The organism is Paenibacillus sp. R-74696, from assembly GCF_055814915.1.
The window spans coordinates 246111-261105 of the sequence record NZ_JBPULM010000031.1; the positions used below are offsets into that span (position 1 = coordinate 246111).

Here is a 14995-nt window from a genome sequence, read left to right on the forward strand (position 1 = left end):
GGTAAGCGAGGAGGTGTGAAATGGCAGGCAAGCAGGTTGTATTTAAACCAGATGAAGTGAGAAATTTACAGCGCCGGATGATTCAGATTGGGGCAGACACCGATGAGCTGCGGCGGCGGTTGAGCGGGAAGATCGCGAGCTGGGATCGCCCCTTGCCAGTGCTGGGTAATCTGGAGCAGATTCAGAGGCAGCTGACGACTTTGACGCAGGAAGCCGAGCAGATGATGGAAGTGATCAGCAAAGCGCTGAAGGGCATCGAACGGGTGCAGGCGGAAGCGGCGCAGGAAGCGAAACAGCTGGCGAAGGGGCTCAGCGGACTGGAGCGTTTTGACCTGTTGAAGCGGGTAGGGACGACAGGTGGCGGCAGCTACACACCCGTGCCCGTGACCTTCCGTCCGATGGTAACGAATCTAATCGACCGTATATTGCCGCAAGCCAGCCGGGACCGCTGGTCGAGCGATCCGCTGGTGAAGGAGCTGCGGCGGGTCGCAGGCCTGCAAGGCGCGACTGCGGCAGAGAAGCTGGATGCGGAAATGAAGCTGGAGGCTATATTCGCGGAGCGTGATCTGATTGCGAAGGCACAGACAGCGTATGCGGTGTACAAGCAGTTCGGGAATCATCTGCTGATGGCGGAGATGCATAAACAGGCGGAAATCAGCCGGGAGAAGCTGAAGGCGCTTGGCATAGCGGAAAGTTATTTTGCTCCCAACGTGAATATGACGAGTTATTTCAAGCAGGTGCCGTTGCTGGCGTGTGACTATGATCCGTCCTTTGCGCTGGAAGGGGATCTGACGACACGGGTGCCTCTGCCGGACAACGCACGTTATTTGTTTATGGTGATGATGGCGCAAACGCAGGGTCCAATGGGCGAACTGGCGAGGGTGCAGCTCAAGGAAATTCATGCACTGCAGCAAACGATTCGAACCGCTGCGGGCGGATTAGTAACGGATGTACAGCAGGGGCAAGTGAAAAGCGGGCTGCTGAACGTGCTGACGATTTTGCAGAGCATGCAGGCATTAAGTAAGTATGATCCACCGCCAAAGGAAGTCGTCGTCGAGGAAAAGCCGGGCGTGATGGAGAAGTTTGGACAGGATGCGATGCGGACCCTTGAACTGAACTGGAGCTTTTTGAAAAACCAAGCGGCAGTGGAATGGGCTGCGATCAAGCAAACCGGAAATAGCATAGCTGAAGTTGCAACGGATTTATACAATGCTCATGTAGACCGAGCGAATAAGAGCAACGACTCCATCTATGATTTTTTTAACCACGCGACGATGGGCTTGATCAGTGTACCCGGAGCGCTATGGGAGGAACATGTTGATCGAACGGCGAATCGGAATGAGTCAGTGTCTGCATATTTGGATTATTTGAGCTTGGGTCTAACGGGGATGGTACAGGGAGCCTTTGCCCCAGAAAATCCGAATTCCAAGGAGCATGTGCAGGATGTAATTGGAGTGCTCGGCTTATTGTTCTCGGTTAAAATAAAGGGGCCAGGAGGAATAGAACCGACGGTTCCGAAAAGCCCAGAGGTTAAACCGGAGGGTGCAGGAAGTGGCCGTGGACTAGGATTTGGCAATCAGCTTGTGACGCCTGATGGAATACATTTCATGGATTCCTTTCCTAACAACAAGTCGCCAATTGAAGTCCCAAAAACAGACGTGCAGAAACGATATTTGGAAGAGATGGAGCGGCTGAAGCGAGAGGCTGAGGGGACGGGTATAGTTAAATATAAAGAGGGATATTATTTTGAACATTTAACTGGAAAGGTAGAAAAAGTAACAGATTGGAAGGGGGTTAGTGGTGGTCATAACTACGATGAATTTAAGATTTTCTTTGACGAAAATGGGAAGTACTCATTAGTAGAGGTGAATAAATTAGAACATCCCGATATTCCTGGTATTTATGATTTGGAATATAGAATGAAGGTCGAAATAAAAGATTATAAAGGAAAAGGTACTGGTGAATTTAAGGATATACCCAAGGAGGATAAACCACCGCATAAAAAAACTATATATGATCCTAATGTAATTTCTAATGACGATATTATAAGATTAGGAAAAGAGGCAATGGAAGAAGGAATAAAATCGCAAAGAGTAAGTCAATTAAAAAGTCAAAGCAATAAGCAAATAATCCGAGGAGTTTCAAGTAATGGGTTGAAGTTTGAAGGAATAAAAAATATTGATACTGGAGTAATTGAAAACTTTTATCCAGTATTGAAATTTGGAGAAAATTAAGGAGATACCATGATGACCACTGTTTACGATGATAAGAATAAGTTTATTCTCAAGTACGAAGAAAACGGACTCGAAAAAGGCTCAGTTATTGATGTTCTTGGCGATTTTGTTTTGGAGCATGACCTTGTTAAAGTATTAGATGGTTTTTTAAACGAATATGTTGAGAGACGAGATTATATGGGAGTTATATATTCAGATGAATACGATGTCGGGGATGAAGGTTACTTTGGCGAGAATAGTGTTTTGTTTTATTATGGTGTAGATGATAATTATGATGTTGTCAGTTACAAAGAACTGTATGATTACTTGCAAGTAGCATGTAATTTCTATATTGAAAAGAACTCAGATCAGAAAGATTTAATAAGCGAATATTTATTAAGAATAAAAGATAAATATAGTATTGAAGAATGAAGATTGGGATTGGCGAATTAGTGATAGAGCGTCGAAAATTATTTTGCAATTCGTATTCTGATTTAATAAAGAAATTGAATTAATATTTTTCTTATATGGAAATAATATTAATTCATCAATCGAGCAAAACAAGGTAGCTCTATCAGTGTGAATGAAAGAGATAGTAAGTATATTGCATAAATACAAAATAACAAATAACAATGAAATTCATGGATTTTCCGAGTTTGAAGTGGCGATAGGTTCTGTTTTACCAACCCAATATAGAGAATTTCTTTTGCAATTGGTCATGATGCAGGATTATTATTTCGAGGAACAGATATATTATTTGGCAATGTAGAAAGTCTTTTGGAACTTAGAAAAGAAGCGGAAGATTTGTTGGAGGCAAATTAAGAAACTTTCAATTTACCATCTGATGCTTTTGTTCTTTTAATGCACCAAGGGCATGAATTCAACTACTTTGTTATTCAGAAGGTAATGACCATCCGGTTTATCAGTATGTTGAGGGAGACGTTCTTCCTGTTTTAGTGCAGTTCTTAGAAAATCATTTAATTCATGTGCTCCAGTCATTAAGGAGGGGTTATTCCCTTGTAATGGTGGGGGAGTATCGAATGAACCCAACATTTAATTAATAACACATCTAACCCATCTAACCCATGTAATACCTGCATTAAGATTTCGGCTACAGAGAAAGCTTGAATTTTATGTCCTAAATAACGCGATTGCTTTGTATAGAACAGGTCGATTATGGTCAAATGCGACCATGATTGACCTGTTTATTATTTTCCACTGAGGTGCTCGGTAAACTTAACTTCCTTCTAACTTTGCTGACCGTGCAAAACCTGAAAGTCACTTCGACAAGCATGGAGGCGAATTTGGCGGAATTTATAAAAATACAGATGAGTATCTTGACGGTGCAAAAAATGTAATCAACAACGGAATAAAAGTACAGTAGGAATATAAGGGTGAAACACGAACAGGATATGTGAGATTTATGGGAAATAATAAGGACGGTAACGCAAAGTTTGAGTTTGTAGGGACAAACAATAACGGTGAAATTACCACATACCATACACAAAGTGGTAAAAAATTCCGGAAAACTATAAATGGTGAGAATGTTCCTGTAATTAACCCTGCTGAATAAGAAAAGGGGAAGTAAAAATGAGGCATTTAGCTCTAGTTAAAGGATTAGACCCACACATTGAAGAGGAAGTTACACTCGAAATACAAGGAATAGAATTTACAGGTTTCGCGTTTATTTGCCCTTATGAAATTGAAATAGGAGAAAAATACTCTGTTTCACTAGGATTTGTAATTTTAGACGGGTTAAATATTCGTGAAATATATGATAGTAAAAAAGAAATGGAACGAATCGGCACAAGTTTTAAGTATTATATCCGTGGTATCCTTAATGAAGATTCAATTGATGCAGGAATAGTTATATCTGATGAAGATGAATATTTTGCTAACTATCCTGATTTGATTGGCAAAGTCGTAGAATTCCAAGTTGACCGAATTAGTGTGGAATTTTTGAAAGAATAGAGTTGTTTGAACCTAGTCTGGCTATGAGCCTTTCAAGGTTCTTTTTTTGGTGGGCCTAACCGGAATGGTGCAGGGAGCATTTGCGCCGGAAAATCCGAATTCCAAGGAGCATGTGCAGGATGTAATCGGAGTGCTCGGCTTATTGTTCTCGTTTAAAGTGAAGGGGCCAGGAGGAATTGAACCGACGGTACCGAAAAGCCCAGAGGTTAAACCGGAGGGTGCAGGAAGTGACCGAGGACTAGGATCTGGCAATCAGCTTGTGACCCCTGATGGGATACATTTCATGGACTCATTTCCCAACGACAAGTCGCCAATTGAAGTCCCGAAAACGGAAGTGCAGAAACGATATTTGGAAGAGATGGAGCGGCTGAAGCGAGAGGCTGAGGGGACAGGTAATGCTGGTAAAATATCAATAACAGCAACCCCTGAGCTAGAGACTCATATTAGGAATAGGGAATTTTTTGATAAAAATGGGAACGAGTACCCGAACAAGAAAGGAATCGTTGGTGCACATAATAGCGAAGAGTTTTATAAAAATGATGTGAAAATAGTTAGTGAGAATAAAGTTTATGATTCGAATGGTAATGAAGTGATAGGAGTTAAACAAATTGAATATAGCATGCCCGAGTTAGATCCTAAAACAAGACAACCAACGGGTAATTATAATACTAAGGTATTAAAGAAAACTATTTATGATCCCAATGTGATATCTGATAAAGAGTTTCTCGAAAGGGGTATAGAGGCTGCTAATAATGCTTTAGCGAAGGAGACAACAGGAACCTTATCTCGTACTTGGATAGGAGTAGATTCAAAGGGAGTAGTATGGGTCGGATATTATGAAGATGGGAAGATAACTTCGTTTTTCCCAACAACACCTTAGGAGGAAGTAAAATGGAGAAATTATTAAATGCTGATGACTTGATTAATATCGAACACTCGCCTATAGAGGAATTAGTGAATTTCTGTCACTTATTAAAATCATACAAAGATGCCATGAAGTATGTGAGCAAAAAAGTTGGTTATGGGACAGATTTTGGTGGCTTTACTTTTTGGAGTGATCTTGATGAATCTGATAAAAGTTTATTTCAAGAAGAGTTCGAAGGGGTTGAAATCGAGTACGGAGAGGATTCGATAATTATAGATTATGAAGTTCTATACTATTATCTTGATTTAGCAGCAGGGAGATATATTAAAAATAATCCTCAAGATAAGCAAGAAATCGAAAAGTATCTTACAGAAATGAAAATTAACCTAAATTTGGAGGGAAGAAAAAGTTTGTAAAATAGATTGAGAAAACTCATTTACAGCTCCAACAACAAGATACTTCCATAAGACCATCGATGCCACAATGCGAGTTAGCTCACGTATTGTGGCATTTTATGCGTAGCAGGATTCATCAAACAAATTAGCGTTTAGACAAAATGTACGGTCTACCAAAAAAGCTTAATTTACGGCGAACTTATAGCATGTTTTAAAGTATGATGCGGAATACAGGGTTGCTGTGCTAACAGAAAGCAAAACAAACAAATACAATGTTGGTAATTGTGAAAAAGTTATCCCCTTTCCTTTTGCAGTGTTTAAGGTTAAAACTGAGGGGACGGGTAATATTGGTAATGTTATACCATCAAATAAGACTGTTATTAGTCCAGAAATGGAAGTTAAGATATTGGAAGGGCAACGCAAAAGCCCAAATAAAAATGACTTAATTGGGGGGCATTCTCCTGAAATTTCAAACCACAATTCAAATTATGCAGTTGAAGAGATATCTATTAACCCAGATGGAACTAGAAAAGTAAAGTTTACAACACAATTCCCAGATGGGAATCTTTCAAAAATTAAGACAAGTACACTCTTTCCAGATTTCTGGACTGATGAACAAATTTTAAAAAGCATAACTGATGTTGGTAATACACCAGCTATTTCTACAAGATTAAGAGATGGGGCAACTTGGCATAGAGCAATTATTAATGGTGTTGAAGTTGATGTAATTAAAGCTGGTGAAAATGTGACCAGTGGTTATCCAACAGGGGCAGTAAATGCATCTCGCCCTGCAGGTTTTTAATTCTACATTTAAGTGGAGGCAATATATATGTACAAAGAACTAGATAACCTATTATCTGCTGATACAACAGTAGATTCTTGGTACGATGATGGCTGTGTCATTGCAAACGAGATACTTGCAGAATTTTGCTCAAGTGATTGGGATGAATTATCTAATAAAGTACTAAGTAAACCAGTACAATGGCAAAGAAAATTAGCCTATTGTTTAGATAATGAGTGCAATATATTTGAACTTAACATTTTAATATCATTGCTGAGTACTAATGATGTCGAATTATTCGAGATATGCATTGACACACTAAGAAGTTTCACAAATAAAGAAAGTAAGAAGATAATATTAGATAATCCCATAATACTACAACGTGTTAATAACTTATTCTTGCATACTTCGAGCTTACCAGTGAAAAATATGCTTCAAGATTTCCTTTTAAAAATCCATTCGTAAATTTGCGTTCCATACCTTGATTGGCTTCATGCCTTTCAAGGGGGTCTGTCAACAATTTTGTGTAAACTCTGTTGAAGCAAAAGTTAACGGAGGTGCTGACTGATCCGTTCAGGGAAAAAGACGGAGAGCTGGAGGAGCATTTGTCCCCAATTCTGCACACGCCCTGTCCACTTTCGGGTAACGTCCATCGTCGCCAAATAAAGCATTTTGAGGAGGGACTCGTCGGTGGGGAAAATGCTTTTTCCCTTTGTCACTTTCCGAAGCTGACGGTGGTAACTCTCGATCATATTGGTCGTATAAATGAGTTTGCGAATCTCAGGTGGATATTTAAAATAGGTGGCGAGTTCATCCCAGTTGGTACGCCAAGAGCGCACCATGAGCTGATATTTGCTTCCCCATTGTTCTTCAAAGCGATCTAATTCGAGCAGAGCAGCCTCTTCGGTTACCGCTTTGTAGATCGGCTTTAAATCAGCGGTTACCTTTTTTAGATCCTTGTACGAGACGTAACGGATGGAATTGCGGATTTGGTGAATGATACATTTCTGAATCTCGGTGTTCGGATAACAGGCCGAGATCGCCTGAGAGAAGCCCGTGAGGTTATCCACACAGGTGATTAGAATGTCCTGTACACCACGGTTTTTAAGCTCGTTTAAGACACTGAGCCAAAACTTAGCGGACTCATTTTCCCCAATCCACATGCCTAATACGTCCTTGTTGCCTTCTAAATCGATGCCAATAACCATGTAGGCGGCCTTGTTCACAATGGCTCCGTCTTGTTTCACTTTGTAATGAATCGCATCCATAAATACGACCGCGTAGATGCCCTGCAACGGCCGATTCTGCCATTCTTTAATGAGGGGGACGATTTTGTTCGTCACGTTTGAAATCATGGTTGGAGAGACGTCTATTCCGTACAGATGATGGAGGTGATCTTGGATATCCCTCGTACTGACACCTTTCGCGTACATCGCGATGATTTGGTCCTCAATACCGGTGACGGTTGATTGGTGCTTCTTCACAATCACGGGCTCAAACTCGCCATGACGATCACGAGGGACGGCTATCTCCATTTCGCCGTACTCGCTCGTTACCGTCTTTTTCGTTTTCCCATTACGGCTATTACGTGTTGTTTTGCTCTTCACATCATGCTTCTCATAGCCGAGCTCCGTATCCAGCTCAGCCTCCAGCATGGATTGCAGCGTCTCTGCAAATAGCTCCTTCAATGCCGACTGCACATCTTCCATCGTTTTGAGGTTGTTTTCCTTCACAAATGCCTTCACTTGTTCCTTATTGAATCTCGCCATCGGTGCCATCCTCTCAAACCAGCCTTTCTTCTATTGTAATCGGGTTTGAGAGTTTACACAGAATATTTTACAGACTCTTTCAAGGTTTCTTTATTGGTGGGGTTACCGAGTGCTGAATGAACTCATTATTTAACCAATAACACACTTAATGCATGTAATAGCCATATAAAGACTTCTTCTTTTTGTTTGTACGGACAAAAAAAGGTTGAAGATTATACACGAAATAACGCTATTAAACTATATCGCACAGGTTGATTATGGTCAGATACCAACATAATTGACCTGTTTTTTCTGTTAGAATTTTAGGGGTCTGTTTGTCTCTAAACCAACGTCGCCAACTGCTGCGCAAGACGCTCAAGCGTCGATTTTGCGCCTTCGATAGCTCCATATTCTTTGACCACTTTCTCTAATTCCTCCGCAGATTTGAACAGTGAGCGCATGGCCAGCTCGGTCTCGCTATCTTGTTCCGCAATCGTAACCGTTACCCGAAAGTACTCGGCATCCTCATGATCGCCATGGGAGTAAACGAGCCGCTCGGGGCTTACAACCTCAAGGTGTGAAATTTTATTATCATAATCAACACCGTCAGGGCCATGCATGATGTAGCTCCATACTCCGCCCGGCCTTACATCGATCTGCTGGATTGTAATGGTAAAGCCTTCGGGTCCCCACCATTGCTGCAAATGCACGGCCTCTGTCCAAGTTTTGAATACAAGCTCACGGGATGCTTTGAATAGCCTGGTCACGGTAAGCTCCGGCCCATTGACCGCTGTAGTAGTGCTGCTGGCTGAATGGTTTTGCGACATTAGAAATTCCTCCGTTATTAATAAAATGGTATTTATTGGGAGGATATAGAGCTGCAATCGAACAAGCGGGTAGAAATTTGTCGAAAAAGTGTCGGACTGATTAATAAGTCTCATGCTTTTACCGATATAGTTACTAAACAATAATCATTTTTCAAAAAAGGGGATAGCTCATGGCTTTAAAAAACTCGCGTTTTATTCGCGCCCTACTCACATTCTGTTCCCTCCGTCAGACAGCCGGGCGAATTGTACTATCTACATTGCTTATCGTCATTGTCTGTGTTTCGGTACTGTCGTTTACGTTTTATACTCCCACCTCTAATGAGGTCAGGAGCCAATCGGAGAAGCAAATGGAGTTGAATACGAGGCTACTGGCCAAGGAAGTTGACAGCAGAATGAAAGAGAAGCAGACCATCATTAAAATGCTTGCGGAGCAAGGAGCGGAGCTGGGCGATGACAAACAGAAGCATATGGACTTGATTGCCAAGTCACAGAAGCTGCATCCTGAATTCACAACGATTTTGTATTCGGCTGATACGACGGGAAAGCTTGCAATAGACTCGACTGGCAAGGAATATGACTTATCTGAGCGTCCCTATGTAAAAGAGATTCAGGCAGGACGCGCTTACGTCTCTGACCCGATTATTTCTAAAGTAGATAATCAGCTTGGCGTTGCTATTGGTGCTCCTATAATGAAGGATGGCCAGCCCGTTGGCTTTTATACAGCAGGATATCCGATTAGTGAGGTAGTTGATAACATTGCCCGTTTTGAGCAAGGCGAGACGGGAAGAGCGCTTATGACGACTGCGGATGGAACATTTATTTATTTTCCGGATGAGTCTTTTATTTTAAACAATAAGATTGCCGATTTGAACAACCCTGTACTGGATGAAGGATTCGCTGATGCGCTTCAGGGTAATTACAAGGCCATTCATTTCCATGAATCAGGGGTCGACCAGTTATCCTATTTAACTAAAACGGATCTCAATTGGATCGTTGTCACCTATGTGCATGAAAGCGAGTTTTTAAAATCGGTTAATGATTTGCTGAAGCTCATAATAATCGTAGGGCTGATCATTATTGTGGGGGCGCTGCTGCTCAGCATTTTGATAGCGCTCAGAATTGTGCATCCTATCCGTCAATTGACACACGGAATTGATCTGCTGGCACAAGGCGATCTCACGTATCGCATTCCGACCAAAGGCAAAAACGATATTAGCGTGGCTCTTCATGCTTTTAATGCAGCAGGAGATCAAATGCATCAATTAATGAAGGGCGTTGCAGGCTTATCCGAGCAATTGACGGAGTCTGCGAGGCAGCTTGCGGCAGGTGCTGATCAAGGTGCTCATGCAGCGCAGAGCATTTCCGAGGCTATTTTGGTCGTGGCCGAAAGCTCGGAGCGGCAAACGTCTAGCGTACAAGATGGCAGCGATGCAGCGGAAAATATTGCTGTGCAAATTAACGGTGTTGCTGCACATAGCTCAGATGTATCAGCCATTGCCTCTGAGGCCTCTACCCTGGCAACAGATGGCTCAGCCGCTATGAATCAGCTTGGTGGAAAAATGGATGAGATGGAGCTCGGCATTCGCGAGTTGTCTGGCACGATTCAAGATCTTAGCGGCTTGTCCGCTAAAATTGGCGAGGTTGTAGGCAGCATTAGCAACATCGCTCGCCAGACGAATATTCTCTCCTTGAATGCGGCGATTGAAGCGTCGCGCTCTGGTGAAGCTGGGCGAGGTTTTGCTGTCGTTGCTGATGAAATTCGGAAGCTGGCTGGACAGTCGATGGCATCCGCAGAGCAAATTGCCGGCTTCATTGGCAGCATTCAGCTTGAGATTAAGCGGACCCTTCACGCGTCTGAACAGACAGTTGAGCAAGCAGCCCAAGGCAAACAAGCCGGAGAAGCGGCGAATGAGCTATTTACGCACATTCGCTCATCTGTGGAACAGGTTGCAGACAGCATTCGAAGTGTTTCGACCGCAGCTGAGGAAATCGTCTCTGGTACAGGAAGCTTGGTTGACGCCATTCGTCATATTGCCGATTCCGCCAGCGAAACCGCTGCTGAATCTGAAAATGTCTCGGCTGCCGCGCAGCAGCAAATGGCATCAATGGAGGAAGTCGCTTCCTCCTCGGCGGAGCTCGCTAACATGGCAGAGAAGCTTCGCACGCAAATTGATCAGTTTAAGCTATAGCAGGTTGATCGGTAAAAGGTGAGAGCTAAAAGGTAAAAGATAATAGGTAAAACGACAAAAACCGTTTCTTTGTTAAAGGCAAGCTTAGCCTGCTATTAACGAAAGGAACGGTTTTTGTTGATGGAGCAAGTAATCGGTATAACTTTCGAGCTCTCAATGCCTGCGAGTTTTGCTAAGAGTACGCGGCTCAGGCAACTCACTCTTTTTTCAAGGACTGAGTTTCCGCTATTTAGGCTTTTAAACTGAATTTAGACCGTAAGCGGACAGGAAAGCCGCTATTGCCCTCATTATTGCGTCAAATTGATCATCTGCAGCACATTAACGTCTCCTGAGTCCGCAGCCTGTACCATAACCCGTGATTCTGTCTAAATAGCTGCTGCTGTGTCCGCCAAATCTATTTAAGTGCGACTGTTTGCGTATGAAAAAATAGGTGCGGTTAGGCAACTTCAATCCACGCGCCCCATATGGAGTGCGACTGGAAAGCGGGCATCTTTGGGCTCCAGCCTTCGGCTGTTTCAATCCACGCACCCCATACGGAGTGCGACATGAACATACGCCTGGTCAAAACCAGTAGTGGAGTTTCAATCCACGCACCCCATACGGAGTGCGACAGCGAAAATGCCCATGAATGATGCCGGGCAGGCATTCGTCTGGTACATTTTCAAAATAAGTAATGCTAAAAAAGTCTGAAACAAATGTTGACTTTTACCCATTCTCATGAAAATGAGTCGTTTTCGACAAAATTCGAGGTGCGAATCGCCCAGGGATTTCATGGGAGCTTCACATTCGCACCAGTCCTTTGTATATTTACTTTACCTGCTTCACTTATATTATTTCTCTCATCGTAAGGGATGGCAGAAAACAATACAACCCCAAATTAATCATGAAATCCGCCGCCGATACCGCTGATCCTGCCGATACTATAGCTCACCCCAATCGTTCCCCACAAACCGTGCCACATTCCAAAAAAAATAAAGCGTCCCCGAAGGAACGCTTCATCTCCATCTTCATCCGGCACGCAAGCGCCGACGATGAACTTTTTTACCTCTATGTGTTACAAGCCGTTCGCTTCTCCATTAACCGAAATGCCCAGACGGTTGAAAATCTTGGTATGGGCGTTTGGCAGGGAGCTGTCCTGCGGCAATTTGCCATTGTTCAAAGTGACGAGCATGGCCGAAAGCTCATTAAACCAAGCTTCATCGTTCGTCGCAAGCGCCAGGTCGATCAGCTGCGTCAACTGCTGCACCGTATACAGCGGTGACGAACGCAGTGAATTAACCTGTGATGCCGCAAGTGTAATCGTTCTGCCGATGGCAAGCTCGTTGTCGCATGCCGTTACATATAGCCGTACCGTGCCGTGGGAAGCATCAACGCTTTCTACAAAGCCGAGCATTAGCTCGCCATTTCCAGTCGTTCCGTTCATCCAGTCGCCCGGTTTAATTATCATCTCATTAATCATTCCAGTCACCACCTGTCGTTTAATGGAACCTGCAATTATGCCTGCTTGTTTCAAAATCCATTACAATTTAACAATGATAATACTGTAATTATAATTTATACAGTTACAGCTGTCAATCGTTGCTCTCTGTTTGCCCGCTGATGAGCTGAGAGCGGTATTGCTTGGGCGCAACCCCCATATTTTTCTTGAACGCTTTGGAAAAAGAAAAGAGGTCGGGGAAGCCGATGGAGCTGGCGATTTCCGATAACGTATAGCTGGTTTGCGCCAGAAGCCGCGTTGCTTCTCCCATTTTTAACTGCTGGATGTATTGGACCGGTGTTATGCCGTATGCTTTGCTGAATTGTTTAGTGAAATGCGTGCGATTTACCCCGACGTAGCTTGAGACGCTCTCCACGGTAATGCCCTCCGCATAATGAATCTCCATATACTCCAGCCCCTTTTGCAGCCAGCCAATACTGCGATGGTCGCGGGGAACAGCAGGAGAAGCGGAGGATACAAGCTCATCCCATATACGGTGAAAAAGGCTCAGCCGTGCCAGATCGGTATTTGGCGAACCAGAGTGGCTGACGAGCTGCAAAAGCTGCTGCATAAACTCGGCAGCCTGTGGTGTCAGTGCGCCGGGTGCATGAGGCGTTTGCGGGCCAAGCCCGAGCCGAGCCAATAGCTGAAGCGCTTTCTTGCCGTCAAATGCAAAAAAGATTTTGTGCAGCGGCTCCTCCGCCAAGGTGAAATATTCATGGGTAACCTGCGGGAATAGGCAGAACAGATCATTTGGCCGCAGCGTGTACGCCATGTTGCCCTGAAGGAACGTTCCTTGCCCCTCCAGCACGCCTAGCAAATAATAGTAAGGCGCCACGCGTGGGCCGATATGATAATTCGGCTTGGCGATATTCGTCCCGACCCGAATCGGCCATGCGGCTCCCGATTTCTCGAAAGCAGAAGGCGTGAAATGATAGATTTCCAGCCATTCATGATGGTCCTCACGCATATTCGGTCTCATCATTAATACCCCCTTTTTTCCATGTTTAAACGTGCTTGTCCTACAATCTATTATTCTAGTTTTACTTAACTAGTGCTGTGAAAATAGATAACCTTCCTCAGTATAGCAAATGATTCAACGTCACAAAATGACAAGTTTAATACGCCGCGAAATGACATTGACCCGCTAACGGTTGATTGTTATGATGCAAATACAACTATTCCTACTAAACTTGTTGGTTATTGACCGGACAGCCGGATGTACCATAAGCATCTGCCAGACGAACTGGAGATACGGGCTGCTCACGGCTTCAGCGACATACCCGTAAAGGAGAACAAAATGGTGAGTAATCTTAATGATCATAAAGAGATAGAGTTTGGCTGGTTTCTGCCTACGGCGGGAGACGGCAGCTACGTAGGCGTAGCATCGGAGAGGGAACCTACGCTGGAGTATTTAATTAATGTGGCTCAAACGGCTGAAAAAGCAGGCCTCGGCTTCGTACTGATCCCGACGGGCGGTCCATGCTTGGACGCCTGGGTTGTCGGCTCGGCTATTATGAGCCATACGACGACGCTTCGTCCGCTCGTGGCGGTACGTCCTGGCCTCGTGACTCCGGTGCTGTCGGCCCGGATGGGAGCAGCGCTTGATCAATTATCCGGCGGACGCGCGATGATTAACGTCGTAACGGGAAGCTCAGTGCAGGATTTGGAGGAGCTGGGCGATCCGCTTGCCCATGCGCATGATGAACGCTACGAGCGCGCCAGTGAATATTTGGCCGTCATGCAGCAGGCGTGGACGCAATCGGCTGGCATTAAAGCGTCTGAATTCGTCGGCAGCGAAGAGGCTAGGGAGAAGCAGTTGAATCAGCAGCAGCCCTTCAGCGGGAAATATTATCAGTTCACCCGTGCGGTAACGACGCCGCTTACGGTACAGAAGCCGCATCCGCCGTTTTACCTCGGCGGCAGCTCCCCATCAGCGAAACGCGTAGCGGTTGAATTCGCTGAAACGTATTTAATGTGGGGAGAGCCGCATGACTGGATTCGCGAGCAGATCGAGGATTTTGAAACCGTCCGTGCCCAGTACCGCGAGGAGACGGGAATTGATCGTCCGGTCCGCTTCGGGCTGCGGGCGCAAGTATTGGTGCGCGATACAGAGGAAGAGGCATGGGCTGCGGCATGGGAGCTTATTAGCAAGGTGTCGCCTGAAGCGATTGAGCAGGCGCAAAAAGCTTTTGCCAAGACAGATGCCACGAACCAGCGCCGGCAGAACAAGCTGCGCGAGCAGTTCAAGGATGAGCGATTTGTTGTAGGACCGAACCTGTGGGCAGGCCTGTCGCTAGTCCGTTCGGGTGGTGCGATCCTGATTGTGGGCACGGCCGACCAAGTATCGGAACGATTAATTGAATACGCCGAGCTAGGCATATCCTCATTCATATTGTCGGGCTACCCTCATCTGGAGGAGGCGGAAAGCTTCGGCAAAGAAGCATTGCCGTTGTTTCATCAGAAATGGGCGAGCAGACGCGAAGTAAAGGCGTAAATTTTTATAGTAGATGACAGGAGGGTTTTTAA

General features: G+C 44.5%; 13 protein-coding genes. 9 read left to right on the forward strand and 4 right to left on the reverse strand.

Features of this window, described 5'->3' with window-relative positions:
- Positions 1–20: 20 nt before the first annotated feature.
- From ACSR9A_RS16055 to ACSR9A_RS16085, 7 genes are all read left to right on the forward strand, one after another.
- Positions 21–2234, forward strand: a complete 2214-nt coding sequence (locus ACSR9A_RS16055; protein WP_473758243.1) for a CdiA family toxin C-terminal domain-containing protein — start codon at positions 21–23, stop codon at positions 2232–2234.
- A 12-nt stretch (positions 2235–2246) separates the two neighbouring features.
- A complete protein-coding gene (cdiI, locus tag ACSR9A_RS16060; protein WP_473758244.1) occupies positions 2247–2645 on the forward strand; it encodes a ribonuclease toxin immunity protein CdiI in 399 nt (132 codons plus the stop codon).
- Between the two features lie 1158 nt (positions 2646–3803).
- Positions 3804–4184 (forward strand): hypothetical protein, encoded by a 381-nt coding sequence (locus ACSR9A_RS16065; RefSeq protein WP_473758245.1) that lies wholly within the window; start codon positions 3804–3806, stop codon positions 4182–4184.
- Positions 4185–4248: 64 nt separating this feature from the next.
- Complete coding sequence (locus ACSR9A_RS16070; RefSeq protein ID WP_473758247.1) at positions 4249–5064, forward strand: CdiA family toxin C-terminal domain-containing protein; 816 nt, start codon at positions 4249–4251, stop codon at positions 5062–5064.
- Positions 5065–5075: 11 nt separating this feature from the next.
- Entirely contained in the window at positions 5076–5465 is a 390-nt protein-coding gene (cdiI, locus tag ACSR9A_RS16075; protein ID WP_473758248.1) for a ribonuclease toxin immunity protein CdiI, read from the forward strand.
- A gap of 220 nt (positions 5466–5685) precedes the next feature.
- The gene (locus ACSR9A_RS16080) at positions 5686–6246 is read left to right on the forward strand and encodes an EndoU domain-containing protein (protein ID WP_473758249.1); all 561 of its coding nucleotides are present in this window, start codon (positions 5686–5688) and stop codon (positions 6244–6246) included.
- Positions 6247–6273: 27 nt separating this feature from the next.
- Positions 6274–6690 (forward strand): hypothetical protein, encoded by a 417-nt coding sequence (locus ACSR9A_RS16085; protein ID WP_473758251.1) that lies wholly within the window; start codon positions 6274–6276, stop codon positions 6688–6690.
- A gap of 83 nt (positions 6691–6773) precedes the next feature.
- On the opposite strand, the gene ACSR9A_RS16090 is transcribed toward ACSR9A_RS16085, so the two are convergent.
- Both ACSR9A_RS16090 and ACSR9A_RS16095 read right to left on the reverse strand, forming a co-directional pair.
- Positions 6774–7994, reverse strand: coding sequence for an IS256 family transposase (locus ACSR9A_RS16090; protein ID WP_473758252.1), 1221 nt, complete (start codon positions 7992–7994; stop codon positions 6774–6776).
- A 320-nt stretch (positions 7995–8314) separates the two neighbouring features.
- Positions 8315–8800: an SRPBCC family protein gene (locus tag ACSR9A_RS16095; RefSeq protein WP_473758254.1), complete on the reverse strand. Its 486-nt coding sequence runs from the start codon at positions 8798–8800 to the stop codon at positions 8315–8317.
- 170 nt (positions 8801–8970) lie between these two features.
- Here ACSR9A_RS16095 and ACSR9A_RS16100 point away from each other — a divergent pair, with 170 nt between their 5' ends.
- Entirely contained in the window at positions 8971–10989 is a 2019-nt protein-coding gene (locus ACSR9A_RS16100) for a methyl-accepting chemotaxis protein (RefSeq protein WP_473758255.1), read from the forward strand.
- Between the two features lie 1054 nt (positions 10990–12043).
- Here ACSR9A_RS16100 and ACSR9A_RS16105 read toward each other — a convergent pair.
- Positions 12044–12448 (reverse strand): IDEAL domain-containing protein, encoded by a 405-nt coding sequence (locus ACSR9A_RS16105; RefSeq protein ID WP_473758257.1) that lies wholly within the window; start codon positions 12446–12448, stop codon positions 12044–12046.
- 112 nt (positions 12449–12560) lie between these two features.
- A complete protein-coding gene (locus tag ACSR9A_RS16110; protein WP_473758427.1) occupies positions 12561–13448 on the reverse strand; it encodes an AraC family transcriptional regulator in 888 nt (295 codons plus the stop codon).
- Positions 13449–13766: 318 nt separating this feature from the next.
- Between ACSR9A_RS16110 and ACSR9A_RS16115 the strand changes: the two genes are divergently transcribed.
- Entirely contained in the window at positions 13767–14963 is a 1197-nt protein-coding gene (locus ACSR9A_RS16115) for an LLM class flavin-dependent oxidoreductase (RefSeq protein WP_473758259.1), read from the forward strand.
- Positions 14964–14995 lie beyond the last annotated feature (32 nt).